The sequence below is a fragment of the Streptomyces sp. NPDC101191 genome (assembly GCF_044767915.1).
Classification (GTDB): Bacteria; Actinomycetota; Actinomycetes; order Streptomycetales; family Streptomycetaceae; genus Streptomyces.
Map to the genome: position 1 here is coordinate 673,397 of NZ_JBIWOU010000004.1, position 24,792 is coordinate 698,188.

General features: G+C 72.5%; 21 protein-coding genes and 1 rRNA gene. 10 read left to right on the plus strand and 12 right to left on the minus strand.

Annotation, left to right across the window (positions count from 1 at the left end; translation table 11 throughout):
• Positions 1 to 44 precede the first annotated feature (44 nt).
• The 4 genes from ACIRQF_RS19655 to ACIRQF_RS19670 are packed head-to-tail and all read left to right on the plus strand — an operon-like array spanning position 45 to position 3,762.
• Positions 45 to 272: a hypothetical protein gene (locus ACIRQF_RS19655; RefSeq protein ID WP_376632058.1), complete on the plus strand. Its 228-nt coding sequence runs from the start codon at positions 45 to 47 to the stop codon at positions 270 to 272.
• Between the two features lie 16 nt (positions 273 to 288).
• Positions 289 to 1,119 carry a hypothetical protein gene (locus ACIRQF_RS19660; RefSeq protein WP_376632056.1) on the plus strand — a complete coding sequence of 277 codons (831 nt, stop codon included), beginning with the start codon at positions 289 to 291 and terminating at the stop codon, positions 1,117 to 1,119.
• 1 nt (position 1,120) lies between these two features.
• A complete protein-coding gene (locus ACIRQF_RS19665; RefSeq protein WP_404093594.1) occupies positions 1,121 to 2,995 on the plus strand; it encodes a fumarate reductase/succinate dehydrogenase flavoprotein subunit in 1,875 nt (624 codons plus the stop codon).
• Positions 2,992 to 3,762 (plus strand): succinate dehydrogenase/fumarate reductase iron-sulfur subunit, encoded by a 771-nt coding sequence (locus tag ACIRQF_RS19670; RefSeq protein WP_382486282.1) that lies wholly within the window; start codon positions 2,992 to 2,994, stop codon positions 3,760 to 3,762. Before ACIRQF_RS19665 ends, ACIRQF_RS19670 begins: the two co-directional genes overlap by 4 nt.
• Positions 3,763 to 3,941: 179 nt before the next feature.
• Here the strand turns inward: ACIRQF_RS19670 and ACIRQF_RS19675 are convergent, their stop codons facing one another.
• Positions 3,942 to 4,961, minus strand: a complete 1,020-nt coding sequence (locus ACIRQF_RS19675; RefSeq protein WP_389759125.1) for a hypothetical protein — start codon at positions 4,959 to 4,961, stop codon at positions 3,942 to 3,944.
• 181 nt (positions 4,962 to 5,142) lie between these two features.
• Between ACIRQF_RS19675 and ACIRQF_RS19680 the strand changes: the two genes are divergently transcribed.
• Together ACIRQF_RS19680 and ACIRQF_RS19685 are read left to right on the plus strand one after the other, a co-directional pair.
• Positions 5,143 to 7,230 carry a TPM domain-containing protein gene (locus ACIRQF_RS19680; protein WP_404093647.1) on the plus strand — a complete coding sequence of 696 codons (2,088 nt, stop codon included), beginning with the start codon at positions 5,143 to 5,145 and terminating at the stop codon, positions 7,228 to 7,230.
• Between the two features lie 65 nt (positions 7,231 to 7,295).
• Positions 7,296 to 8,009: a PspA/IM30 family protein gene (locus tag ACIRQF_RS19685; protein WP_376632048.1), complete on the plus strand. Its 714-nt coding sequence runs from the start codon at positions 7,296 to 7,298 to the stop codon at positions 8,007 to 8,009.
• 59 nt (positions 8,010 to 8,068) lie between these two features.
• Here the strand turns inward: ACIRQF_RS19685 and ACIRQF_RS19690 are convergent, their stop codons facing one another.
• The 6 genes from ACIRQF_RS19690 to ACIRQF_RS19715 form a co-directional block, all read right to left on the minus strand.
• Complete coding sequence (locus ACIRQF_RS19690; protein WP_389759120.1) at positions 8,069 to 10,675, minus strand: SpoIIE family protein phosphatase; 2,607 nt, start codon at positions 10,673 to 10,675, stop codon at positions 8,069 to 8,071.
• Positions 10,676 to 10,819: 144 nt separating this feature from the next.
• Entirely contained in the window at positions 10,820 to 11,242 is a 423-nt protein-coding gene (locus ACIRQF_RS19695; RefSeq protein WP_376632044.1) for an ATP-binding protein, read from the minus strand.
• A gap of 110 nt (positions 11,243 to 11,352) precedes the next feature.
• Positions 11,353 to 11,817 carry a (deoxy)nucleoside triphosphate pyrophosphohydrolase gene (locus tag ACIRQF_RS19700; protein ID WP_382486273.1) on the minus strand — a complete coding sequence of 155 codons (465 nt, stop codon included), beginning with the start codon at positions 11,815 to 11,817 and terminating at the stop codon, positions 11,353 to 11,355.
• Positions 11,818 to 11,872: 55 nt separating this feature from the next.
• Positions 11,873 to 12,052 (minus strand): SPOR domain-containing protein, encoded by a 180-nt coding sequence (locus ACIRQF_RS19705; RefSeq protein ID WP_376632040.1) that lies wholly within the window; start codon positions 12,050 to 12,052, stop codon positions 11,873 to 11,875.
• Between the two features lie 160 nt (positions 12,053 to 12,212).
• Positions 12,213 to 13,940, minus strand: a complete 1,728-nt coding sequence (locus ACIRQF_RS19710; RefSeq protein WP_404093597.1) for a purine-cytosine permease family protein — start codon at positions 13,938 to 13,940, stop codon at positions 12,213 to 12,215.
• Between the two features lie 169 nt (positions 13,941 to 14,109).
• Complete coding sequence (locus ACIRQF_RS19715; RefSeq protein ID WP_382486269.1) at positions 14,110 to 14,862, minus strand: GntR family transcriptional regulator; 753 nt, start codon at positions 14,860 to 14,862, stop codon at positions 14,110 to 14,112.
• Between the two features lie 224 nt (positions 14,863 to 15,086).
• On the opposite strand from ACIRQF_RS19715, the gene ACIRQF_RS19720 reads away from it, so the two are divergent.
• Positions 15,087 to 16,436: a glycoside hydrolase family 18 protein gene (locus tag ACIRQF_RS19720; RefSeq protein WP_404093599.1), complete on the plus strand. Its 1,350-nt coding sequence runs from the start codon at positions 15,087 to 15,089 to the stop codon at positions 16,434 to 16,436.
• Positions 16,437 to 17,022: 586 nt separating this feature from the next.
• On the opposite strand, the gene ACIRQF_RS19725 is transcribed toward ACIRQF_RS19720, so the two are convergent.
• Positions 17,023 to 18,246, minus strand: a complete 1,224-nt coding sequence (locus ACIRQF_RS19725; RefSeq protein ID WP_404093601.1) for a DUF4190 domain-containing protein — start codon at positions 18,244 to 18,246, stop codon at positions 17,023 to 17,025.
• 83 nt (positions 18,247 to 18,329) lie between these two features.
• Between ACIRQF_RS19725 and ACIRQF_RS19730 the strand changes: the two genes are divergently transcribed.
• On the plus strand, positions 18,330 to 19,496 hold the full coding sequence (locus ACIRQF_RS19730; protein WP_404093603.1) for a serpin family protein: 1,167 nt from the start codon (positions 18,330 to 18,332) through the stop codon (positions 19,494 to 19,496).
• A gap of 66 nt (positions 19,497 to 19,562) precedes the next feature.
• On the opposite strand, the gene ACIRQF_RS19735 is transcribed toward ACIRQF_RS19730, so the two are convergent.
• A complete protein-coding gene (locus ACIRQF_RS19735) occupies positions 19,563 to 21,137 on the minus strand; it encodes a S8 family peptidase (protein WP_404093605.1) in 1,575 nt (524 codons plus the stop codon).
• Positions 21,138 to 21,381: 244 nt separating this feature from the next.
• Between ACIRQF_RS19735 and ACIRQF_RS19740 the strand changes: the two genes are divergently transcribed.
• Complete coding sequence (locus ACIRQF_RS19740; protein WP_404093607.1) at positions 21,382 to 22,503, plus strand: threonine synthase; 1,122 nt, start codon at positions 21,382 to 21,384, stop codon at positions 22,501 to 22,503.
• Here ACIRQF_RS19740 and ACIRQF_RS19745 read toward each other — a convergent pair.
• Positions 22,488 to 22,970, minus strand: a complete 483-nt coding sequence (locus ACIRQF_RS19745) for a cupin domain-containing protein (RefSeq protein ID WP_376632026.1) — start codon at positions 22,968 to 22,970, stop codon at positions 22,488 to 22,490. The genes ACIRQF_RS19740 and ACIRQF_RS19745 overlap by 16 nt on opposite strands.
• Positions 22,971 to 23,052: 82 nt before the next feature.
• A complete protein-coding gene (locus tag ACIRQF_RS19750; protein WP_404093611.1) occupies positions 23,053 to 23,766 on the minus strand; it encodes a DUF4232 domain-containing protein in 714 nt (237 codons plus the stop codon).
• A gap of 256 nt (positions 23,767 to 24,022) precedes the next feature.
• On the opposite strand from ACIRQF_RS19750, the gene ACIRQF_RS19755 reads away from it, so the two are divergent.
• Entirely contained in the window at positions 24,023 to 24,637 is a 615-nt protein-coding gene (locus ACIRQF_RS19755; protein ID WP_376632022.1) for an antibiotic biosynthesis monooxygenase, read from the plus strand.
• A 63-nt stretch (positions 24,638 to 24,700) separates the two neighbouring features.
• Here ACIRQF_RS19755 and rrf read toward each other — a convergent pair.
• Positions 24,701 to 24,792 (minus strand): 5S ribosomal RNA (gene rrf / locus ACIRQF_RS19760); the annotation flags it as partial.

Consider the following 24,792-nt stretch of genomic DNA (forward strand, 5'->3'; position numbering starts at 1 on the left):
GCGACACTCGCGTGTGACCCGCGCTCGCGGAAGTGAGGGCAACCATGTCCGTTCAGGACGATCTCGCGGCCGTCAGGCGCCGCCTGCAAGACCTGGAACACACGGTCGAAGAACTGGAACGCCGCGTAGGGGCGGAGCGGAGCGCGCCCAGGGTGCCGAAGGAAGGCCGCGCCGACAGCATGGTGACGATCCCCGACACCCCGTACGACTCCCAGAAGTGGACCGACATCGACGACGAGGGCCTGGGAGCACGCGACCGCCACGCGCCGTAATGCCGAGGAGGCCCTGTTGGCCACAGGTACCCGACCCCCGACGAGGAACGGAACGGCGACGGGGGTGCGCTCCACGGGGCGCGCCTCCCTCGCCGCTCGCCATCTGCGCACCGACCGCTGGTGGCTGGCGCCCGCCGCCACCGCGGCCGGACTGCTCGCCTTCATCGCGTACTCGACCTGGCGGGCCTTCGCGAACGCCGACTACTACGCCGCCCCCTACGTGTCGCCGTTCTACTCGCCGTGCCTCGCGGAGAACTGCGTCCCCATGCGCGGCGGCCCCAACTGGGCGCTGTTCGGGAGCTGGTGGGGCCTCTCCCCCGCCCTGCTCATCCTGGTCTTCCCCCTGGGCTTCCGGCTGACCTGCTACTACTACCGCAAGGCCTACTACCGGGGCTTCTGGGCGTCTCCCCCGGCCTGCGCGGTCGCCGAGCCGCACACCGCCTACAGCGGCGAGACCCGCTTCCCGCTGATCCTGCAGAACCTCCACCGGTACTTCTTCTACCTGGCCCTCCCGGTCGCCGGCATCCTCACCTACGACACCGTCCTGACCTTCCGGAACGAGGACTACGCCTGGGGCCACGCGGGGCTCGGAACGCTCGTCTTCCTCGTCAACATCGTGCTGATCTGGGCGTACACGCTGTCCTGCCACTCCTGCCGGCACATCGTCGGCGGCCGGCTGCGGCACTTCTCTAAGCATCCCGTCCGCTACCGGCTCTGGACCTGGGTGGGCCGGCTGAACCGCCGCCACATGCAGCTCGCCTGGGCCTCGCTGATCAGCGTCGCCGTCTGCGACCTCTACGTGTACCTCCTCGCCACCGGTGCCTTCGACGACCCGAGGTTCTTCTGACATGACTCCTGTGGAGCGACAGCAGTGGGACGTGATCGTGGTCGGCGCGGGGGGCGCCGGGCTGCGCGCGGCGATCGAGGCGCGGCAGCGGGGCGCCCGTACGGCCGTGATCTGCAAGTCCCTGTTCGGCAAGGCGCACACCGTGATGGCCGAGGGCGGTATCGCCGCCTCCATGGCCAACGCCAATCCGCACGACACCTGGCAGACCCACTTCCGCGACACCATGCGGGGCGGCAAGTTCCTCAACCAGTGGCGGATGGCCGAGCTGCACGCCCAGGAGGCGCCCGACCGGGTGTGGGAGCTGGAGACCTGGGGCGCCCTCTTCGACCGCACCCCCGACGGGCGCATCTCGCAGCGCAACTTCGGCGGCCACGAGTACCCCCGGCTCGCCCACGTCGGCGACCGGACCGGCCTCGAACTGATCCGCACCCTCCAGCAGAAGATCGTCTCCCTCCAGCAGGAGGACTACCGCGAGACCGGTGACTACGAGAGCCGGCTGAGGATCTTCCAGGAGTGCACGGTCACCCGCGTCCTCGAGGACGGGGCCGGGAGGGTTGCCGGGGTCTTCTGCTACGAGCGGGAGTCCGGCCGCTTCTTCGTGCTCCAGGGCCCCGCGGTCGTCCTCGCGACCGGCGGCATCGGCAAGTCCTTCAAGGTGACGTCCAACTCCTGGGAGTACACGGGCGACGGACACGCGCTCGCGCTGCTCGCCGGGGCGCCGCTGGTGAACATGGAGTTCGTGCAGTTCCACCCCACCGGCATGGTCTGGCCGCCGTCGGTGAAGGGGATCCTGGTCACCGAGTCCGTACGCGGCGACGGCGGGGTGCTGCGGAACTCCGAGGGACGGCGCTTCATGTTCGACTACGTCCCCGAGGTCTTCAAGGAGAAGTACGCCCAGTCCGAGGAGGAGGGCGACCGCTGGTACGAGGACCCGGACCACAACCGCCGCCCGCCGGAGCTGCTGCCGCGCGACGAGGTGGCCCGGGCGATCAACGCGGAGGTCAAGGCGGGCCGCGGTTCCCCGCACGGCGGGGTCTTCCTCGACGTCTCGACCCGCATGTCGGCGGAGGTGATCCGGCGCCGGCTGCCCTCGATGTACCACCAGTTCAAGGAGCTCGCGGACGTCGACATCACGGCCGAGGCCATGGAGGTCGGGCCGACCTGCCACTACGTGATGGGCGGCGTCGCCGTCGACTCGGAGTCGGCCGCCACGGTCGGTGTGCCGGGGCTCTTCGCGGCCGGCGAGGTCGCGGGCGGCATGCACGGCTCGAACCGGCTCGGCGGCAACTCCCTCTCGGACCTGCTCGTGTTCGGGCGCCGGGCCGGACTGCACGCGGCCGCCTACGCGGCGCAGGCCGGCCCCACCCACGTCGGCGAGGAGGCGGTGGCGGCGGCCCGGACGGAGGCGCTGGCCCCCTTCGACGGCGAGGGCGAGAACCCCTACACCCTCCACCAGGAGCTCCAGCAGACGATGAACGACCTCGTCGGGATCATCCGGCGGGCGGGCGAGATGGCCGAGGCCCTGGAGCGGATCGCCGAGCTGCGCGAGCGGGCGCGGCGGGTCGCCGTCGAGGGGCACCGGCAGTTCAACCCCGGCTGGCACCTCGCGCTCGACCTGCGCAACATGCTCCTGGTCAGCGAATGCGTGGCGCGGGCGGCCCTGGAGCGCACGGAGTCCCGGGGCGGGCACACCCGCGAGGACCATCCGTCCATGGACCGCGCCTGGCGCCCGGTGAACCTGCGCTGCCGGGCGGCCGACGGCGGCGGGGTGGACCTGGAGCGTGTGCGCACCGAGCCGATCAGGGCGGATCTGCTCGCCCTCTTCGAGAAGGAGGAGCTGGCGAAGTACCTCGCCGGGGAGGAGCTGGACGCATGAGCACGTACGACGCGAGGTTCCGGATCTGGCGGGGCGACGCCGACGGCGGCGGCCTCACCGACTACACCGTCGAGGTGCACGACGGCGAGGTGGTGCTCGACATCGTGCACCGCCTTCAGGCCACCCAGGCCCCCGACCTGGCGGTGCGCTGGAACTGCAAGGCCGGCAAGTGCGGTTCCTGCTCGGCCGAGATCAACGGCCGGCCGCGGCTGATGTGCATGACCCGGATGTCGGTGTTCGGGCGGGACGAGACGATCACGGTGACGCCGATGCGGGCGTTCCCCGTGATCCGCGACCTGGTCACGGACGTCTCCTTCAACTACGCGAAGGCACGGGAGATCCCGGCCTTCGTGCCGCCCGCCGGGCTCGCTCCCGGCGAGTACCGGATGAAGCAGGAGGACGTCGACCGCTCGCAGGAGTTCCGGAAGTGCATCGAGTGCTTCCTGTGCCAGGACACCTGCCATGTGGTGCGCGACCACGAGGAGAACAAGGCCGTGTTCGCCGGCCCGCGCTTCCTCATGCGGATCGCCGAGCTCGACATGCACCCGCTCGACGCGGCCGAGGAGACCGGCCTCGACCGCCGCCGCACCGCGCAGGACGAACACGGCCTCGGCTACTGCAACATCACCAAGTGCTGCACCGAGGTGTGCCCGGAGGACATCCGGATCACGGACAACGCGCTGATCCCGATGAAGGAGCGGGTCGTGGACCGGAAGTACGACCCGGTGGTGTGGCTGGGCCGGACGATCAGGCGGCGAAAGGGCTGACACCGGGGCAGGCGGCGGCGAAGGGGCTGAAACCGGGCGGGCGGCGGCAGCGAAAGGGCTGACACCGGGCGGGCGTGGGCGGCGGCCGGCGCGGCGGCCGGGCGTCGGCGGCGGCCGGCGTCGCGTCCGGGCGTTCCGGGCCGAGTCCGTCGGGTCGAGTCGGGTCGGGTCAGGTCAGGTCAGTGCCAGCCCTCCCGGTACGCCCGCCAGTCGCCCTCCTCCGCCGCGAAGTCCACGTACAGCGCCAGGCCGAAGCGCTCGCGGTCCGGGTCCGTGCGTCCGAGTCCGAGGCGGGCGCCCCGGACCGCGGCGGCGACGGTCTCGGCGGACTCGTGGTGCCCCAGGTCGTCCTCGTGGAAGAAGGGCAGACCCATGAGCAGGTCCGTGCCCTCGGGCGTCACCTCCAGGGCGAGGCTGGTCTGCTGGGCGACGTAGCCGCCGTACATCCCCTCCAGCGGCATCCAGGTGTCGTACGACATGACCGCGATCTGGTCGACCCGCCGGGCGACCTGCCCGAAGAACTCCTGCGACCACCACTTCTCGCTGCCTGACACCGCGCCGAGCGCGCTGTGCGCGCCCGGCAGCGGGTCTATCTGGTGCGCGGCGACCGAGAGCAGCGCCTTGCGGGGCCGGGTCAGCGCCCCGAGGTCGTCGAGCAGCGACAGATAGTCACGGTCGTCGGAGTGCAGCGGCTCCAGGTCGAAGTGGACGCCGTCGAATCCGGCGTCGAGGACCTGGCGGGCCGAAGACACGACGGCGGCCCGGGTGGCCGCGTCCTCCAGGCGCAACCCGTCGGGGCCCTCGGTGGCGAGCACGTCGCCCAGCCACGCGTGCACCCGTATGCCCGGCATGGTGCGGTGGACGGCGTCGACGAGCAGGCGCGCCCGGGGATGACGGGCGGCGGGCAGGGTGCCGTCGTGTTCGAGGGGTCCCGCGTGTACGTACAGGTCGCGCAGGCCCGTGCCCTTGATCCGCTCGGCGAACGCGGCGAGGTCGGCGTCCTTCTTCCGGCCGTCGACCCAGGCGTGGCCGAGCCAGATGGCGTCCTTGCCGCGGCTCTTCGTCCCCTCGCGCAGCTCGCCCGTGAAGTTGAGGCGCAGGGCCGTGCCCCCGACCAGCACCGGCACGACGAGCACGAGGACGAGACCGAGGACGCACCAGCGCCCCCGCCGCCACACGCTCTTCCATCGTCCGTTCACCCGGGCCCCCCGAGGGTCGTCGTGTCACTGGAACCACCGTAGCGATGGCTACCGACAGTGACGCGATCCTGTGGAGAACGGTTTCCGCACGTCCGGCCCGGCCCGCTCGCGCACCCATAATCCCGGACATAACCTCACTTTTGTGACACGAACCGCCACCCGAGCCCTGCTGTCCGTGCTGATGGCGGCGTGGTGGCTGGTCGTGCCCGCCGTTCCCGGCGCCCACGCCGACGACCCCGTCGTCCTGTCCCGGGAGGGACAGATCACCGACCGCGTCGACGCCCTCGGCGACCGGCGCCCCGCGGTGGTCCAGGCCCTCGACGGGCTCTACGAAGCCCGGCGGGTGCAGCTCTTCGTCGTCTACGTACGGGACTTCTCCGGCCGCCCGGGGCAGGGCTGGGCCGACGCCACCGCCGAACGCAACGGCCTGGGACGCGACGACGTCCTGCTCGCCGTCGCCACCCACGACCGGCGGTACGGCTACTCCGCCGACCCCGGCTCCCGCTTCACCCGGGCCCAGCTCGACGACGTGGCCCGCACCGCGATCGAACCGGCGCTGCGGCAGAACGACTGGGCGGGCGCGGCGATCGGCGCCGCGAACGGCTACACGGCCGTCCTCGCCGGACAGCCCGTGCCCACCCCGGCGATCACCCCCGGCCCCGCCGACCCCGGCGGCGGGGCGGCCGCCGACTCGACCTCCGCCACCGACCTGGTGCTGCCCGTGGTGCTGATCGGAGGCGCCGGGGCGATCGCCGCGTACGCGTACGCCAAGCGCCGTCGCCGGGTGGCCACCCGCACCACACCGGGCGGCGGGGCCGGGGGCTCCGCCACCGGTGGGGGCGGGTGGGGCACGCCCAAGGGGCCCCAGCCGCCCCGCCTCGACGAACTCGACGGGCAGGCCCGGCAGGCGCTCGTCGCCACCGACGATGCCGTGCGGACCAGCACGGAGGAACTGGGCTTCGCGACAGCCCAGTTCGGCGAGGAGGCGGCCACCCGCTTCACCGAGGCGGTGCGGTACGCGGAGGGCGAGCTCACGGCCGCCTTCCGGCTGCGGCAGCAGCTCGACGACGCGTTCCCCGAGGACGACGCGACCCGGCGGTCCATGCTCGACGAGATCCTCAAGCGCTGCGCCGACGTCAACGCCCGCCTCGACGCCGAGGCGGAGGACTTCGACCGGCTGCGCGCCCTGGAACACAACGCCCCGCAGGCCCTGGAGGCCGTCGAGGCGGCCTTCCGCGAGCAGACCGCCCGGATGGGCACCGCGGAGGCGACGTTGACGGCGATGCGCGAGCGGTACACCGAGTCCGCGGCCGGCCCGGTGTCCGGCGCCGTCGAACAGGCGAAGGACCGGCTGGTGTTCGCGACCGCCACCGTGAACCGGGCCCGGCAGCAGCTGGACAAGGGCGACAACGGCGGCGGCGCCGTGCAGATCCGGGCCGCCGAGGGCGCCGTCGACCAGGCCGCCCGGCTGATCGAGGCCGTGGACCGGCGGGCCCAGGAGCTCGCCGAGGCGGTCGGGAAGCTGTCCCGGGCACTCGCCGAGACCGAGGCGGACCTGGCGGACGCCCGCGGGCTGCTCGAAGGCACCGCGGAAGGGGTGTCGACTGCGGACCTGCGGGGCCGGGTGGGACGGGCCGAGGCGGTGCTCGCCGACGTGCGCACGGTGGTGGACTCCGAGCGCTACGACCCGATCGACGCGCTGCGCCGGGTCGAGGAGGCGGACACGGCGCTCGACGAGGCCCTGGAGGGCGCGCGGGAGCGCGAGTCGGGCAGCCGGCGCGCCCGCGCGCTCCTGGACCAGACGACGCTGACGGCCCGTTCGGCGATCGGCGCGGCCTCCGACTTCGTCACCACGCACCGCGGCGCCGTGGGAGCCGAGGCCCGTACCCGCCTGGCCGAGGCCCAGCGGCGCCTGGAGCGGTCGGCACAGCTGGCCGAAGACGACCCGCAGGCGGCGCTCGCCGAGGCACAGCAGGCGGACCTGCTCGCCCGGCGGGCGCAGGAGCTCGCCGAGCGGGACGTGCGGTCGTACGGGAACCCTAACGGCCTGGGCGGTGTATCAGGGGTGGGAGGTGCAGGCGGGGGCGGGCTCGGAGGGGCCGTGCTCGGCGGCATCATCCTCGGCGGACTGTTCGGGGGAGGACGTGGTGGGGGTGGACACGGTGGTGGTCGTGGCGGGGGGTTCGGGGGCGGAGGCTTCGACGGTGGACCCGGCAGCTTCGGCGGCGGGGGCACCCGCGGCCGGCTGGGCGGCGGCGGGCGTTTCTGAGGCCGTCCTGTGGCTCGTCGACCGACTCGTACGTCTTGTACGTCGCGCACGCAAGGAGACCGACCATGAGCAAGCAGACCATCCTGGGCCGGGTCGCCCAGCTGGCGAAGGCCAACATCAACGCGCTCCTCGACCAGGCCGAGGATCCGCAGAAGATGCTGGACCAGCTGATCCGGGACTATTCGAGCAACATCACGGAGGCGGAGGAGGCGGTGGCGGCGACCATCGGCAACCTGCGCCTGATGGAGCAGGACCACCGGGAGGACGTGGGCGCGGCGAAGGAGTGGGGCGAGAAGGCCCTGGCCGCGAGCCGCAAGGCGGACGAGCTGCGGGCCGGCGGACAGCAGGCGGAGGCGGACCGCTTCGACAATCTGGCGAAGGTCGCGCTCGGCCGCCAGCTGCAGTCGGAGAAGGAGGCGCGGACGGCGGAGCCGACGATCGCCGCGCAGACCGAGGTGGTGGCGAAGCTCAGGTCGGGCCTCGACCAGATGAAGGCCAAGCTGGGCGAGCTCCAGGCCAAGCGGGACGAGCTGGTCGCGCGGGCCAGGTCGGCGCATGCGCAGAACACGATGCTGGACGCGGTGAAGAACATCGACGTCCTGGACCCGACCAGCGAGCTGAGCCGCTTCGAGGACAAGGTCCGCCGGGAGGAGGCGAGAGCGCTGGGCAAGCAGGAGCTCGCCGCCTCCTCGCTGGACGCCCAGTTCGAGCAGTTGGACGCGCTCGGCGACCAGGCGGAGATCGAGGCCCGGCTGGCCGCGCTCAAGGGCACCCCGTAACCCTGCGACAGCGAGCGGCCGGGGACCGGTCAGGGCTGCGGCCGGACCGGTCCGGGGACTCAGAACATGCTGAGGAGCTGATCGACCGTCGGCTCGTCGAGGCCGTCGCCGTCCGGCAGCGGCAGCTCGAACCAGACGGTCTTGCCGCGAGGGGTACGCCGCGAGCCCCAGGCCGCGCTGAGCAGTCCGACCAGCTGGAGTCCGCGCCCGCCCTCGTCGGTGTCCTTGGCCCGGCGCCGCCGAGGCTGGACGAGACCCGCGTCCCACACCTCGCAGACCAGGGTGCGGTCGCGCAGCAGCCGCAGCCGGATCTCGCCCTCGCCGTAGCGCAGGGCGTTGGTGACCAGCTCGCTGACGAGCAGTTCGACGGTGTCGACCAGGGGCTCCAGCTCCCAGGCGGTGAGCTGGGCGCGGGCCAGTTCGCGGGCCCGGCCGACCGAGCGGGGCTCCCTGGGGAGCCGCCAGTCGCCGACGGCCTCGCTGGGCAGCCCCTGGATGCGGGCCATGAGGAGGGCGATGTCGTCCTCGCCGTGCCGGGTGTCGAGGGTCGTCAGGACGTGGTCGCAGACGTCCTCGAGGGGCCGGCCGTGGTTCGCGAGGGCGCTGCGGAAGGCGCTCAGTCCCTCGTCGAGCGCGTGGTCGCGGGATTCGACCAGCCCGTCGGTGTAGAGGGCGAGCAGGGCGCCCTCGGGCAGCTCGACCTCGACCTCCTCGAAGGGCTCGCCGCCGACGCCCAGCGGCATCCCCGGAGGTACGTCGAGGAGCAGCGCCTCCTCGCCGGGTTCGACGAGCACGGGCGGCAGATGGCCCGCGTTGGCGAAGGTGCAGCGCCGGGTGACGGGGTCGTAGACGGCGTAGACGCAGGTGGCGAGGTAGACCTCGGACAGCTCGGGGCCGCGGGCCTTGTGGGCGCGGGCGGACTGCTGGGCGCCGGCGGGGGCGCCGAGGCCGCGCGCGATCTCGTCGAGGTGGGAGAGGACCTCGGCGGGTTCGAGGTCGAGCTGGGCGAGGGTGCGCACGGCGGTGCGCAGCTCTCCCATGGCCACGGCGGCGCGCAGGCCGCGGCCCATGACGTCGCCGATGACCAGCGCGGTGCGGTGGCCGGGGAGTTCGATGACGTCGAACCAGTCGCCGCCGACCTCGGAGCCGACGGTGCCGGGGAGATAGCGGCAGGCGATGTCGAGTCCGGCGGCCTCGGGGTCGCCGGGCGGCAGCAGGCTGCGCTGGAGGATGAGGGCCCGCTCGTGCTCGCGCCGGTAGAGACGGGCGTTGTCGATGCAGACGGCGGCGCGGGCGGCGAGTTCGACGGCGAGGGCGCGGTCACGGTCGCCGAAGGGCTCGCTGCCCTTGGCCCGGGAGAACTGTACGAGGCCGACGACGGTGTCGTGGGCGACCATCGGGACCACGAGCGTCGACTGGACGAGGCTGCCGTCCGCGCCGGGCACGGTGCGGACACGGCCGGTGCGCAGCGCTCCCGCGCAGGGCGAGTTGAAGGCGTAGCGGTGGACCGAGCCGACCTCGATGGGACCGGCGTCGCAGCACACCTCGCCCTCGGCCCGCGGGGCCCGGGTGGCCGTGTCGTCCCCGCTGGGGCGCGGCTTCCCGATTCGCGCGGGGGTGTCGGAGACGGCGCTGGCGACGGCGACGCGGCGCAGTTCGGCGCTGCCCGCCCCGTAGCCGACGTCGTGGGAGCTGCCCCAGCGCCCGGGCGGGGCCTCGTCGCCGGTCAGCAGCCCCTGGTAGAGGTCGACGGCGGCGAGGTCGCAGAAGCCGGGGACGGTGACGTCGAGGAGTTCGCGGGCGGTGGCCTCCAGGTCGAGGGAGTTGCCGATGCGGGCGCCGGCCTCGTTGAGCAGGGCGAGGTTGCGGCGGGCGCTGGCGGCCTCGCGGGCGGCGTTCTGCCGGCGGGTGACGTCGATGCCGAGGCCGGCGACGCCGATGGGACGGCCGGAGCCGCTGTGCACGCGGTAGAGGTTGATGGACCAGTGGCGCCGGTCGGTGGAGCCGGGGGCGGCGCCGACGATCTGGAGGTCCGCGACGGACTCGCCGGTCTCCAGGACCTTGCGCAGCGCGGCGGTCATCCGCTCGGCCTCGGGTCGGGCGAGGTAGTCGTGGACGGTCCGGCCGCGGTGGTCGTCGGCGCTGCCGCCGAAGACGGTGGCGAAGCGGCGGTTGGCACGCTTCACGGTGAGGTCGGTGCCGAAGAGCAGAAAGCCGAAGGGGGATTGGCCGAAAATGGCCTGCGAGGCGGCGAGGTCGGTCTCTATCCGGCGCAGCGCCCGCACGTCGACGACGATGCACAGCGCCGCCTTCTCCCCGTGCTCGGTCTCACTGGGCATGACGTACATCTCCGCGATGCCGCGGGGGCGGTCCTCGCCGGGCATCCGGAAGGGGACGAGACCCGTCCATTCCCTGCCGTCGAGGATCTCCTTGACCCTGCGATGTCCGCGCTCGCGCAGGTCGGCGGGCATGAAGGCCTCGACCGGATCCTTGCCCCTGGCCTCCTCGGCGGTCACGCCGAAGAGGTCCACGGCCCGCCGGCTCCATTGGTCGACGAGCCCGTCGGGACCTATCGAGAAGGAGGCGACCCGGATGTAGTCATAGATCGACCCGGGCGGGCTGCTCTGCCACACGACACCGCTCGGCGTCTCAGGTATCTCGCTCACGCGACCGTCCCCTCCAGCTCACCGCACCGGACCGGCCATGACCGAAGTATTCAGCACCACGGCCCCCGTCGGCACGACGTTCACGATCACAGGGTGGTCTCGTTCGTTTCCGGCCGAGGCCCGCTGATCGTCGTCCCACTCTCTTTACTCACCAGGGAGGGCCAGCTCGAACCACACGGTTTTCCCCGTCCGCCCGGCCCGGGTGCCCCAGCGCCGGGCGGAACAGGCCACGAGTTGGAGTCCGCGGCCTCCCTCGTCGTCGGGTCCGGCGGGGCGTTCGGTGGGCTTGTCCGGAAGCGGATCGGAGACCTCCACGAGGAGGGCGGGGCCGCGCCCGGGACCGGTTCCGTCGGGCTGCTGCCGGACCAGGCGGACGCCGATGGGCCCGGAGGCGTAGCGCAGCGAGTTGGTCACCAGCTCGCTGACCAGCAGGACGGTCACGTCACCGATCACCGAGTCGAGCTGCCAGGCCCTCAGAGTGTCCCGCACCGCGTGACGAGCCGTGCGCACGGCGTTGGCCTCCGCCGGAAAATGCCACTCGGCGCAGTCGCCTTCGGTGTCGATCACGTGGCCCACGTCCTATTTCGGGGGGTTAATCAGCACATACCCGATATTCGGAGCGGGATATCGCGCCGGACTCCCCCGTGGGCGCACGGTGGCACGAACGGCGTAGGTGGTCAGTCGCGTACGCCGTCCGCCGGGGCGGCGGGGGTCTCCGGGGCGGGGGACAGCAGTCGGGCGACCTCGGCGACGGCGGGGCGGTCCTGGTCGAGCCAGTCGACGGAGTCCAGCTCGTGGCGGGCGAGCCAGCGCAGCTCGTCGTGGTCCTCCAGCGGCTTCGGCTCGCCGGAGACGAGCCGGGCGACCCACACCCGCAGGACGTATCCGGGCTTGAGCGGCCATTCGCCGGGGATGCGCGCGCCGGCCTCGGTCTCGATGCCGAGCTCCTCGCGGAGCTCGCGGACCAGCGCCTCCTCGGGGCTCTCCCCCGGCTCCTGTTTGCCGCCGGGCAGTTCCCAGCGGCCTGCGAGGTCGGCGGGGGCGCTGCGGCGGGCGGCGAGGAGTCGCCCCTGGCGGCAGAGGGCCCCGGCGACGACCACGACAGGGTCGGGCGTCCCGGGGTCCGTTCGGCGATCGGTCATGGTGCGGAGCGTAACCCGGGCGGCATCAGCGGCCGCCCGGGCAGCGAGCCGAGGGTCAGAGCGCGGGCTGCCCGATGCGCTCGACCCAGTAGAGCTGCTTGTGTCCGCGGTCGTCGAGGCTGTCGGCGACCTTCTGGGCCTCGTCCCTCGTCGCGTAACGGCCGACCCGGTAGCGGTTGCCGTTGTCGTCCTGGCGTATGACCAGCCAGGCAAGGTCGGGACCGCTGTCGCTCATCGGGCTTCTCCCTCCGCTGCTCCGGCCATGTCTGACGATCTCCTGGAAACCGCACTGTGCATATGCCCGAGCCTACGCCTGACCTTTACACAGCGGATACGGGTTTTCACAAAGAGATACGTATCTGGCCAGTAACAAACGGCGGAGGGAGAACGACCGCTCAGCGAACGGGGTCCGCGGGGGCCGCGGACGACGCCGCCGGCACGGTCGGGACCGGCATCAGGACGGGCCCGGCCGCCGCGGGATCCTTGCGGCAGATGTCGCCGCAGGCGGCGTCGAGCGAGCAGCACAGCGAGCAGACCGGGCCGGAATGGGCCGGGCAGTCGACGATGTCGGGCAGCTCGTACGCGGTCTCGCAGACCCCACAGACATGGGTCGCCGTCTCGTCGGCCACGTCCACGCCGGGCCCGTTCACCGGGTTCGGCCGGGCCAGGTAGTAGCGCCCCTTCGTCGCCCAGGCGATCAGCGGGCACAGCACCAGGGCGAGACCGGCCGCGATGAAGGTCGAGAAGGCCTCCGCGTACGTCCCGAAGAGACCGAAGAAGGCCAGAATGGAGACTCCGGAGGCGATCACCATGGCGCCGAAGCCGGCGGGGTTCACGGCGTACAGATAGGCCCGCTTGAACTCGATGTACGACGGGCTCCAGCCGGCCCTCTTGTTGATGACGAGGTCGGCGGCGACGGCCGCGATCCAGGCGATGCCGACGTTGGAGTAGAAGCCCAGCAGCTTGCCCAGGGCCGCGAACATGTTCATCTCCATCAGCGTCAGCGCGATGGCGAGGTTGAGGAAGATGTACCAGACCCGGCCCGGGTGGCGGTGGGTCACCCGCGAGAAGAAGTTCGACCAGGACAGCGAGCCGCTGTAGGCGTTGGTCACGTTGATCTTGACCTGGGAGACGATCACGAAGAGCGCGGCGGCGGGCAGCGCGAAGGAGCCGAGCCACGGCTTCAGCGCCTCGATCTGCGGGGCGATCGGTTCCAGGGCGTGGGTCTTGCCGACGGCCTCCAGGGCGACGAAGGCCAGGAACGCGCCGCCGAGCTGCTTGGCCGCGCCGATGACCACCCAACCCGGCCCCGCGGCGAGCACGGCCAGGTTCCAGCGCCGCCGGTTCTCCGCGGTCTTCGCTGGCATGAACCGCAGATAGTCGGCCTGTTCACCGATCTGCGCGATGAGGGACAAGGCGACACCCGTGCCGAGCCCGAAGCCGATCCAGGAGAAGCCGGCACCCGCACCCTCGGTGCCGCCGAAGGAGGTGAAGGCGCCCCAGGCGTCCGGCGCCTCGAAGGCGAGCACGAGGAAGGGCAGCACCATGCCGACGATCCACAGCGGCTGGGTCCAGGCCTGCACCTTGGCCAGCGCCCCCATGCCGCGGAAGACGATGGGGATGACGATCAGCGTCGTCACCAGATAGCCGACCTCGACCGGCAGCCCCACGGCCTGGTGCATGGCCTGGGCCATGATCGAGCCTTCGAGCGCGAAGAAGATGAAGGTGAAGGAGGCGTAGATGAGCGAGGTGAGGGTGGAGCCGAAGTAGCCGAAGCCCGCGCCCCGGGTGATGAGGTCCATGTCCAGGCCGTAGCGGGCACACGCCCGGGCGATCGGGATGCCGGTGAGGAAGATGATCACCGCGGCGGTCAGGATCGAGGCGAGACCGCTGCTGAAGCCGTAGGTGAAGACGATCGAGGCGCCGATGGCGAAGTCGGCGAGATAGGCGATCCCGCCGAGGGCGGTGCCGGCGACCGTGCCGGGCGACCAGCGCCGGAAGGAGTGCGGGGCGTAGCGCAGCGAGTAGTCCTCGCGGCTCTCGTCGGCGGCCAGCCGCGCGTAGCGGCGGCGGGGCGGCGGCTCCGCCGAGGAGGAGGTGTCACGGGTGACCGTGTCCGTCATGAGGGCTCCTGTCGTCCGACCGGGGTGCGGGTACGGACGTGGAAGCTAGGAGCGGGGCATGACGAACCGTCGCCGTCCGGCGTTGCCCCGGCGTTACGGAATCCGACGCCCCGTCAACTCGGCGTGAACCCGCCCGGACACACCGCACCGCCCATCGGTCGGCGCGCCCTCACCGCACCGGCAGGTGGTACGCGATCCGGTAGCGGTCGGCCGGGACGACCACGTCGGCGGTCTCGACGGCCAGTCCCGACGCGTAGTAGGTCCGCGCGACGACCATGACCACATGGCCGGGCACGCCCCCGAGGGTCAGCAGCTCCTCCGCGAGGCCGGGGCGGGCGCCGACCTCCTCCACCACGTTGTCCACGACCACGTCGATCGCGGCCATCCGCTCGACCACGCCGCAGCCGCCCAGCGGCCCCTCCTCGGGCAGCATCACCGGGGTCCGCCCGGTGACCCCGAGCGGCTCCCAGGAGGTGGAGAGCATCATCGGCTCGCCGCCGTCCCGGAACACGTACCGCGTGCGCATCACCCGCTCCCCCGGTTCGATGCCGAGCCGGGCGGCGACCTCGACGCTCGCCGGCTCCTGCTCGCTGCTCGACTCCCAGGTGCCGCGCACCCCTTCGGCCGCCTGCTCCTGGCGGAAGGGGTTGGCGCCGGTCGGCGGCCGGTACCCGGAGCGGGCGATGGGGCGCGGGACGGGACGCTCGCGCACATAGGTCCCCGAGCCCGAGCGCCCCTCGACCAGCCCCTCCGCCATGAGGACCTTGCGCGCCTCCAGTGCGACGGTGTCCGAGACCCCGTACTCCTCACGGATGCGCGCCTGTGAGGGGAGCCGGGTGTGCGGGGGAAGCGAGCCGTTCGCGATCTTCTCCCGGAGATCGCTCGCCACGCGCAGATAGGCGGGCTGCTCACCGAACGTCACTGGACACTCCCCTCAGCTTGACTGTGAGCTACAGCCTGGCAACCGAGGGTGCACAGCCGCAAGCATGGGCCAAGGTTTCACTCGAAGTGATGATTCACCTTTACGTAAACCCTTCTCGCAGGTATAGCCGCCGAACTCCCGTCGGAATCCTTGACGTTAATGGTCCAGACCAATACGTTCCTGTCCGCACGCTCCCTTCCGGCACCCGCACAGGAACGAGCCCCATGCGTCGCAGAACCCTTTCCCGGCTGTCCGTCGCCGCGGTCTCCCTCGGCCTCCTCGCGACCCTCGCGCCCTCCGCCGGCGCGGCCCCCGGGGCCGCCCCCGCGCACGACCACGGGTCGAAGCCCGCGTACAAGCGCGTCGGCTACTTCACCCAATGGGGCGTCTACGGACGCAACTTCCAGGTCAAGGATCTGGAAACGAGCGGCACGGCGGCCAAACTCAGCCACATCAACTACGCCTTCGGCAACATCGGCGCGGACGGCCGGTGCTTCACCGGCAACGTCCCCGGCGAGGCCGACGCCTGGGCCGACTACGTCCGCCCGCTCGACGCCGCCGGCTCGGTCGACGGCGTCGCCGACACCGCGGACCAGCCGCTGGCCGGCAACTTCAACCAGCTGCGCGAGCTCAAGGCCAGGCACCCCGGCCTCAAGGTGATGATCTCGCTCGGCGGTTGGAGCTGGTCCACCCACTTCTCGGACGCGGCCCGCACCCCCGCCTCCCGCAAGGCCCTCGTCGCCTCGTGCATCGACCTCTACATCAAGGGCAACCTGCCCGCCGACGGCGCCCGCGGCGGCGCGGGAGCCGCCGCGGGACTCTTCGACGGCATCGACATCGACTGGGAGTGGCCCGGCTCCGCGGGCGACACCGACACCGTCTTCCGCCCCGAGGACAAGCAGAACTTCACCGCGCTCGTACGGGAGTTCCGCACCCAGCTCGACGCGTACGCACGGTCCCGGAAGCAGCGCACGCACTACGAGCTGTCGGCCTTCGTGCCGACCGCCCCCGCCAAGATCGACGCGGGCTTCGAGGTCCGGAAGATCATGCGGGACCTCGACTTCGTCAACCTCCAGGGCTACGACTTCCACGGCAGCTGGGAGTCCACCACCGCCCAGCAGTCCGCGCTCTTCGCCGCCCGGGGCGACTTCAGCGTCGACCAGACCGTGAACGACTGGCTGCGGCGCGGCGCGCCCGCCCGCAAGCTGGTGGTCGGCATGCCGTTCTACGGCCAGGGCTGGACCGGGGTGACCGGCGGCGGCGACGGCCTCGGCCAGGCCGCCACGGGTGCCGCACCCGGCACCTGGGCCGCCGGCTCCGAGGACTACAAGGCCCTCCGGAAGCTCGCGGACAGCGGCGCGTTCACCGTCCACCGCGACCGGAGGAACGGCCACGCCTGGCTCTTCGACGGGACCACCCTGTGGACGTACGACGACCCGCAGGTGCTGCGCACCAAGTCGGCGTACGTACGGGCCAAGGGCCTCGGCGGCGCGATGTTCTGGTCGCTCGACGGGGACACCCCGGACGGCGAACTGATCACCGCGGTGAACGGCGTCCTGGGCGGCCGCCGCTGAGGCGCCGCCCTCACGCCCAAGGGGCCTTCGGGGCGGCATCCACCGCACAGCGCCCTCGGTGAAGCCCCCTCAGCAGCATGCTCTCCCCCCGACGCCCCCCGAGGCGTCTCCCGGACCGCGGGCCGAACCCGCCGCAGACGGTCCGGCCGGGGCGGCGGTCGGTCACGGGCCGCCGTCCCCGGCCCACCGTCCCGGCCCGCAGCCGGCGGGGCGGGTCACCTCCCAGGACCCGTCCCCGCCGGCCCCCGCGGCCGTCCGGCGCGGACCCGCCCCCGGGCCGGGCCACCGAACGCCGGCGCCCAGCCCCGGCACTCGTAAGCACGCGCGGCTGCCCCAACCGCTCAGGCCCCGCCCGGACTCCTGCCCGAGCCCCTGCTCCACCCCCGGCCCGCCCGCGCGACGGCCCGACCAGCCGGCCCGGCCTTCCCCCGGCCCGCCCGCGCGACCGCCCGACCAGCCGCCCGGCCTACCCCCGGCCGGCCCGCGCGACCGCCCGACCAGCCGCCCGGCCTACCCCCGGCCGGCCCGCGCGACCGCCCGACCAGCCGCCCGGCCTTTCCCCGGCCGGCCTTCCCCGCTCTTCCCTTCAGACCTTCTCGCCGCTGTCCTCCAGCGTGTCCGTGAGCCCGAGCGCCGATCGGGGCGCGGTCTCGAAGTCCGTGGAGAGGGCGTCGAAGGCGACTTCGTACGATTCCCAGAACGCGTTCGCGTCCTTCGCCGTCGCCAGCTCGTGCCAGGTCCGCGCGGCGGCGTCCAGCTTCTTCGCCAGCTCGCCGACCGGCTTCGCGGACGCGCCGGGCCAGCTGTGCCCGTGCAGTCCGACGCTCGCCGTGGTGACCGCGCGGTGCACCTTCTGCGCCCAGGCCTTGTTGGCCGCGAGGTCGGCGTCCGCGTCCTCCTCGGGCTCCTCGGCGACGACGTCGTCGATCGGGTTCATGCTCTTCAGGTAGTGCAGCTGGTGGGCGTCGAGCGTGGTCGCGTCACTGCGCAGGGAGCTGGTGACCGGCGTCTTCTCGGTGGCGAACGCGCAGGTCACCGACCGGTCGCCGGCCCGCCAGCTCTGCTTGCTCGGCAGGTAGTAGTAGGTGACCGCCGACTCCGGGATGGCCCATGTGTCCAGCGCGTAGGCGCTGTTCGTCGCGTCGCAGCGCTTCTCGGCGATGCGATCGATCGCGTCCTCGCCCGGCCACGACGAGAAACCGGTGACCTTGAATCCTCCGGTCACCTCGCCCTCGTGCGGCTTGGTGCACGGGACGGTCTTCACGTCGGTGGTGTACGACTCCGTCTTGGCGTCGATGCGGAAGCAGTCGCCCTTGCGCAGGGAGAACGGCGAACCCGAGGCCGCGGCCTCGTCGAAGCCCTTCTTGAAGTCCCGCCAGGCGTCACCGAATCCGCCGGTCGCGAGGCCGAGGATCATCATCAGGCAGGCGAGGGAGGACAGGATGATGCCCGCGACGGCCAGCCCCTTGCCCTGCTGCTGCCGCTTCCTGATCTGCGGCAGGGCTATCAGACCGAAGGCCAGCCCGAGGGGCGGCAGGCAGCACACGATGCCGGAGACGAGGGAGGCGACGGCCAGTCCGTTGGTGCTCCGGCGCGGCACGCCGTAGGGGCCGGGCACGCCCGGAGCGCCCGGTCCGTAGGGGCCGTACGGTCCCGCCGGCGGCGAGGTGTACGGACCCGGGGACGCGTACGGGCCGGGCGCGGCGTAAGGGCCGGTCGCGGGCGCCTGACCGGGCGCGGGCCAGTTCGCCGGCCGCTGCGGGGGCTGCTGCGGGGCCGGAGAATCCTGGGGCGGCTGGGACGGGTCCACGAGTACGGTGCTCCTGTTGGGGCGGGGAACTTGGAGAATCGAACGGGCGCGCGCATCGTACGCGGTCCGTGGGCGGGGGCGGAATGCGGGTCTCGACGGTACGGGCGGTCAACCGCCTCGCAGCACGCTGGGCCGACGCCCTCCCGTCGGACGGGCGGGACACGGTCCTGTCCGCGTCCGGCGTCTGGCCGCTGCTCGCCTTCCTCGCGGACGGTGCCGCCGGCCCGGCCCGTGACGAACTGGAGGACGCTCTCGGGCTGCCGGCCGACCGGGCGGCGGAGGCGGCGCGCGAACTGCTCGCCGGACTCACGGCGATCCCCGGGGTCGCCTCGGCCGTCGGCCTGTGGGCCCGGCCGGACCTGGAACTGCGTGCCCCCTGGGTCGCGGGGCTCCCCGACGCGACGCTCGGCCGCTTCACCGGCGACGCCTCGGCCGACCGGAAGGCCCTGGACGCCTGGGCGGCCGCGTGCACGGAGGGCCTGATCCCGGCGATGCCCGTCACCGTGGACGAGGAGACGGAGCTGGTGCTCGCCTCGGCCCAGGCCGTACGGACGACGTGGCTGCGGCCGTTCTGGGAGGGCCGGACGGAGGCGGCGCACGGACCGTGGGCCGGCCGGACGCTCCCCTTCCTGCACCGGACCACGTCCCTGCTCGACCGGGTCGGCGTGGCCGAGACGGCGGCCGGCCCGCTCACGGTCCTCAAGGTGCTCGGCGCCACGGGTGTCGACGTGCATCTCCTCCTCGGCACCGAGGGGGCGGGGAGCGCCGACGTGCTGCGGGCCGGACTCGACGTCCTCGGGGGCGGGCGCCCGCTCGTCACCGGCGACCGGTTCCCGTCCGGCGCGCCGGGTCCGGGCCTGCGCGTGGACACCGTCCGCAGCACCGGCCGTGACCCGCGGCTCTCGGTGTCGACGCCCGCCTTCTCGCTCGCCGCCGAGCACGATCTCCTGGCGCACCGCGAGGTCTTCGGCCTGACGACCGCGACCGACCGCGGCCGCGGGCATTTCCCCGGCATCGGCGAGGAGCCGCTGGCGATCGGGGAGGGCCGTCAGTCGGCCACCGCGCGCTTCGACGCCGAGGGCTTCGCCGCGGCGTCGGTGACGGCGTTCGGCGCGGTCGGCGGCGCCGCGCCGCGCACCACGTACCGGGTGCGCCGGGTCGCTCTCACCATCGACCGCCCCTTCGGTTTCCTCGCCGTGCACCGCACCTCGCGGCTGGTCCTGACGGCGGGCTGGGTGGCCCGGGCATGACGGAGGGGCGGTCGCCGGACCGGCGACCGCCCCTCCTCACGGGTTCAGGCACTCAACTCCGTGGCGTCAGAACTGCAGCGCCCAGGAGTCGATCTTTCCGGTGTCGTAGTTCGCGTTGTCCGTGACCCGGAGCTTCCACGTGCCGTTCGCGACCTCCGAGGAGGCGTTGACGGTGTACGTGGTGTTGATGTTGTCGGCGCTGCCGCCGGTGCCGAAGGCCTTCAGCGTGTACGCAGAACCGTCGGGGGCGATCAGCTGGACCTGGAGGTCACCGATGTACGTGTGGACGATGTTCACCGGCACCTGGAGGGCGGCCGGGGCGTTGCCCGAGACGCCGCTGACGGTGACCGGGGACTCGACGGTCGCGTTGTCGTTGATCGCGTAGTCCGCGGTGTTCTCGAACCGGGGCCCGGGCGGGGTGGTAGTGCCGCCGCCCACGTAGAGGAGCCGGTTCGGGGAGCCGGTGCCCGGGCTGGTGACGACGTTCGGGGTGGCGGCGGCGACGAGGGCCGCGGAGACCTGCGCCGGGGTGGAGGTCGGGTTGGCGGCCAGGTAGAGGGCTGCGGCGCCGACGACGTGCGGGGTGGCCATCGACGTGCCGGAGATGGTGTTGGTGGCCGAGTCGCTGGTGTTCCACGACGAGGTGATGGAGGAGCCCGGCGCGAACAGGTCGAGGCCGCTGCCGTAGTTGGAGTAGCTGGCCTTGGCGTCGCTGGACGTCGTCGCGCCGACCGTGATGGCCTCGGCGACGCGGGCGGGCGAGTGGTTGGCCGCGTTGTCGGTCTCGTTGCCGGCGGCGACCCCGTACGTGACGCCGGAGGCGATCGAGCGGCGGACGGCGTCGTCGAGGACGGTGTCGACCCCACCGCCGAGGCTCATGTTGGCGACGGCCGGCTTCACGGCGTTCTGGGTCACCCAGTCGATGCCGGCGACGACCTGCTCGGTGGTGCCGGAGCCGGAGTTGTCGAGGACGCGGACGCCGACGATCTTCGCCTTCTTGGCGACGCCGTACGAGTTGCCCGCGACGGTGCCGGCGACGTGCGTGCCGTGGCCGTGGCCGTCCTGGGCGGTGTTGTCGTTGTCGATCGCGTCGTAGCCGTAGGAGGCCCGGCCGCCGAAGTCGCTGTGGGTGATGCGGACGCCGGTGTCGATGATGTACGCCGTGACGCCCTGGCCCGCGGTGTCCGGGTAGGTGTAGCTCTGGTTGAGCGGGAGTGCCTTCTGGTCGATCCGGTCCAGGCCCCAGGACGGCGGGGAGGGCTGCGTGCCGTCGATGTGGAAGACGCGGTTCTGGCTGACGGTCTCGACGGCCGGGTCGGCGGCGAGCTTCCTGGCCTGCGCCTCGGAGAGTTCGACGGAGTAGCCGTTGAGGGCCGCGGTGTACGTGCGCTTGATCTTGGCGCCGAACTTCGTCGCGACGGCACGTCCCTTCGCGGTCTCCGCCTGGGCGGCGGACTCGCGCAGGGTGACGATGTAGCTGTTCGCGACGGTCCCCTCCGCGCCGGCGTTCAGGATGACGCCTTCGGCGGTGGTCCCGGCGGCGGTGGCCGGGAGGGCGGAGAGGGAGCCGAGCGCGAGGGCTGCGACGGCTATGGCACCGGCCGCGGCGAGTCTGCGCCGCGAGTCACGCATCACGGACATGTGAGGGGTCCTCCTCATTGGTGGTGCGCTGATGTGGGGGTCGTGGTGCCGTGGAACGGGATGGCACCGGTGAAGCTGTTGAACCGGCAACCGATAGTCAGGTGCATGACAAGACGACAGAGGGGAGCCTCCGCCGTCCGCCGTCTCCGACGTCATGTCCGGCCGCCGAGCGAAAGATTGACCGATCCATAGGAATCCCACAAGGGCTACGGGCAGCACGTCACACACCCGCCACACGCCTGCCATGCTGGGGATCATGACCGCCTACGCGTGCCCCCGCTGCCGGACTCACGCCCCCGCGTCCGCCCTCACCTGGTGTTGTCCGAAGTGCCGTGGCCCGTGGGACCTCGACTTCACCGCCGCGCCGGTGCCCCTCGCGTCCCTCCCGTCACGTGTGAATTCCTTGTGGCGTTACACGGAGGCCCTGCCGCTCGCCACGGGAACGCCCCGGGTGACCCTCGGCGAGGGCCGGACGCCGCTGGTCCCGCTCACCGACACCGTTTCGGCGAAACTCGACTTCCTCATGCCCACGTTGTCCTTCAAGGACCGGGGCGCCGTGATGCTCGCCGAGCTGGCGCTGCGCCTGCAACCGCGCACCGTGATCGCCGACAGCAGCGGCAACGCGGGCACGGCCGTCGCCGCGTACTGCGCCCGGGCCGGCCTCGACTGCGCCGTGTACGTCCCCGAGGGGACCTCTCCCAAGAAGCTGGAGCAGATCCGCGCCCACGGCGCCCGCGCCGTCGTGGTGACAGGCGACCGGGAGGCGACCGCCGAGGCCGCGCGCGAGGCGGCGGACGAGCCGGGCGTGTTCTACGCCTCGCACGTGTACAACCCGCACTTCCTGCACGGCACGAAGACCTACGCGTACGAGCTGTGGGAGGACCTCGGCGGCCGGCTCCCGGACACCCTCGTCGTCCCCGTCGGCAACGGAACGCTCCTGCTCGGCGTGGCCCTCGCCGTCGAGGAGCTCTACGCGCACGGGCTCGTCGACCACCGCCCCGCGCTCGTCGCCGTCCAGGCCGAGGCCGTCTCCCCGCTGGCGGCCGCCTTCCACGCGGGCGCGGACGAGCTACCCGGCCCGGCGGAACCGCGCCCCACCCTCGCCGAGGGCATCGCGATCCCGAACCCGCCGCGCGCGGCCCAGATCCTGCGGGCGGTACGGGCGAGCGGCGGCACCTTCCTCACCGTGACCGAGGACCGGATCCGCGCCGCCCAGACCGACCTGGCACGGCGCGGCCTGTACGTGGAACCGACGGGCGTCGCCTGCTGGGCGGCCGTCCGCGCCACGCACGGCCTCGGAACCACCGTGGTCCCGCTGTGCGGCGCGGGCGCGAAGACGGGAATGGCCGGTCAGTCCGTCCAGTAGGTGTCGTGCCTGACGAAGAACTCGGTGCGCTCCTCGTCCGTCATGCCGGCCACCGTCGACACCTTCTCGAAGTACTCCTCGCGGGGCGCGCCGGGCGCGAACAGCAGCAGCATCGAGGCCGGCTCGTCCGCGTCGTTGCGGAAGGCGTGCAGCCCACCGGTCGGCACGTACAGGAAGTCACCCTTCCTCGCGTCGACCCACCGCCCGCCGTCGTAGAGCCGCACGGTGCCGTCGAGGACGAAGAACGTCTCGGAGATGGTCCGGTGGAAGTGGGTGGCGGGCCCACCCGCCCTGGCCTGCATGTCGATCCGGTAGAGACCGAACTCGCCGCCCGTGGAGGCGGTGGTGGCGAGATAGTGGGTCCGCGTGCCGCCCGGCGAGACGAACTCCGGGGGCGTACCGGCGGGCCGGAAGGCGGCGCTGATCTCGCCCGTCTCACCGTGGTAGCGGGCTTCGGGGTACGACATGGGCGGCTCCGTTCGTCGATGCCACGGGGGCGGCCCCCCTGCCACCCGAACCTCCCCCGAACCGCCCCTCATTCCCCGCGGCTCAGAACTCGTCGGCGCCGTTGCGGAGTTCCGGCGTCCAGTACCCCGTCTTGGCCGCGGCCTCGTCGACGGCCAGCCCACCGGCCGGAGCCTTCACCACGACACTGCCCTCGGCGGGGTCGCTGCCGGCGAACAGGTTGACGTTGAACGAGGTGACGACCTTGTTGTCCTCGTGCGCCCCACCGAGCGCGATCCGCACGTTGGCGTAGGCCGGGGCGCCCGGCTCCAGGACGACGGGCGCGGCCGGCTTGCTCTTCGCCACCGCCGGAATGTCCTTGGCGGTCTGGATCTCGCCGAAGGCGATCAGCGGGTAGCCGTCGAGCCGGCAGGCGCGGCCGGAGGTGTTGGTCGCGGTGAGCACGATGTGCTCGGTCGGCGTCTCGTCCACCTTGGCCGCGGTGATCTTCACGTCCTGGTGGGTGCAGGACGCGGCCTTGGAGGAGCTCTTGGAGGTCTTGGAGGTCTTGGAGGTCTTGGTGGCGGACGAGCCACCGGTACCGCTGTCGCTGCCGCCGGCGGCGGACCCACCGCCCGAGGTGCTGCTTCCCGCCACGACCGACGACGTGGGCGCCGGGGCAGGCGCGCTCGGCGCGCCGGCCGAGGCCGCGGAGCCCTCGTCCCGGGTCCCGTCGTTCCCGCCGCAGGCGGTGAGGCCCAGCGACAGGGCGGCGATGCCGGCGACGGCCAGAACGGTGTACTTGCGCTGCGTACGCATGATGGTTTCTCCCCCGTAAGAAGGTCAGGACGGCCCCGAACCCGGTGCCAACTACACCTTCCCGCCCACCCTTGCCGTCCCGCTTGCGTACGGCTAACGCCCCGCTGTCGCCCCCACGATCTCGGGGCCCGCCCCTCCCGTTCACGAACTCGACGGCGTCACCCGAACGCCCCTGCCGCATTGCCCCGCACCCGCCCTCGCCGTCGCATGGAGGGTGGGGAAGAACGGTCCGTCACCGGAAGGCAGGAAGGCCGCCATGTACGTGCGCACCATCTACGCGACGGGTGATCCGGAGCACCTCGACGAGGTCGCCGAGGCCCTCCGGACCGAGGGACTCGAACTCCTGAAAGCGCAGTCCGGCTTCCGGGGCATGGGGCTGTTCGTCGACCGTGAGCTCGGCAAGCTCCTCGTGGGGTCGTGGTGGGAGGACGAGGCGTCGCGGCAGGCCAGCGACGAGGGCCTGCGCGAGCGGAGAGCCGCGATGCTCTCTCCGTTCGCGGTGACCACTGCGGTCGACAACTGGGAGGCGGCCGTGGCCCGCCGCCGCGAGGACGTCGGCCCCGGAGGCGGCTTCCGCTGGGTCCGGATGGACGTCGATCCCGCCGACATCGACGTCCTGGCCACGTCCTTCCGGGAAACCGCGCTGCCGAAGGCGGAGACGATGCCCGGCTTCAAGGGCGTCTCCCTGCTCGTCGACCGGGACCGGGGCAGAGCCGCGGTGGGCGTCCTGTACACCGACCGCGCCACGCTCGCCGCGTCCCGCGGTCCCGCGGCGCCGATCCGCGGCGCGAGCACCGCGAAGGCCCGCGTCACCACCCGCAGCCTGGAGGAGTTCGACGCGGTCGTCGCCACGGCCGTACCGCATCTCTAGATGCCGGCCGGTAAACGCAGAAAAGCCCCGCACCAGAAGGTGCGGGGCTTTCCCACAATGATTGTTCGGCGGCGTCCTACTCTCCCACAGGGTCCCCCCTGCAGTACCATCGGCGCTGAAAGGCTTAGCTTCCGGGTTCGGAATGTAACCGGGCG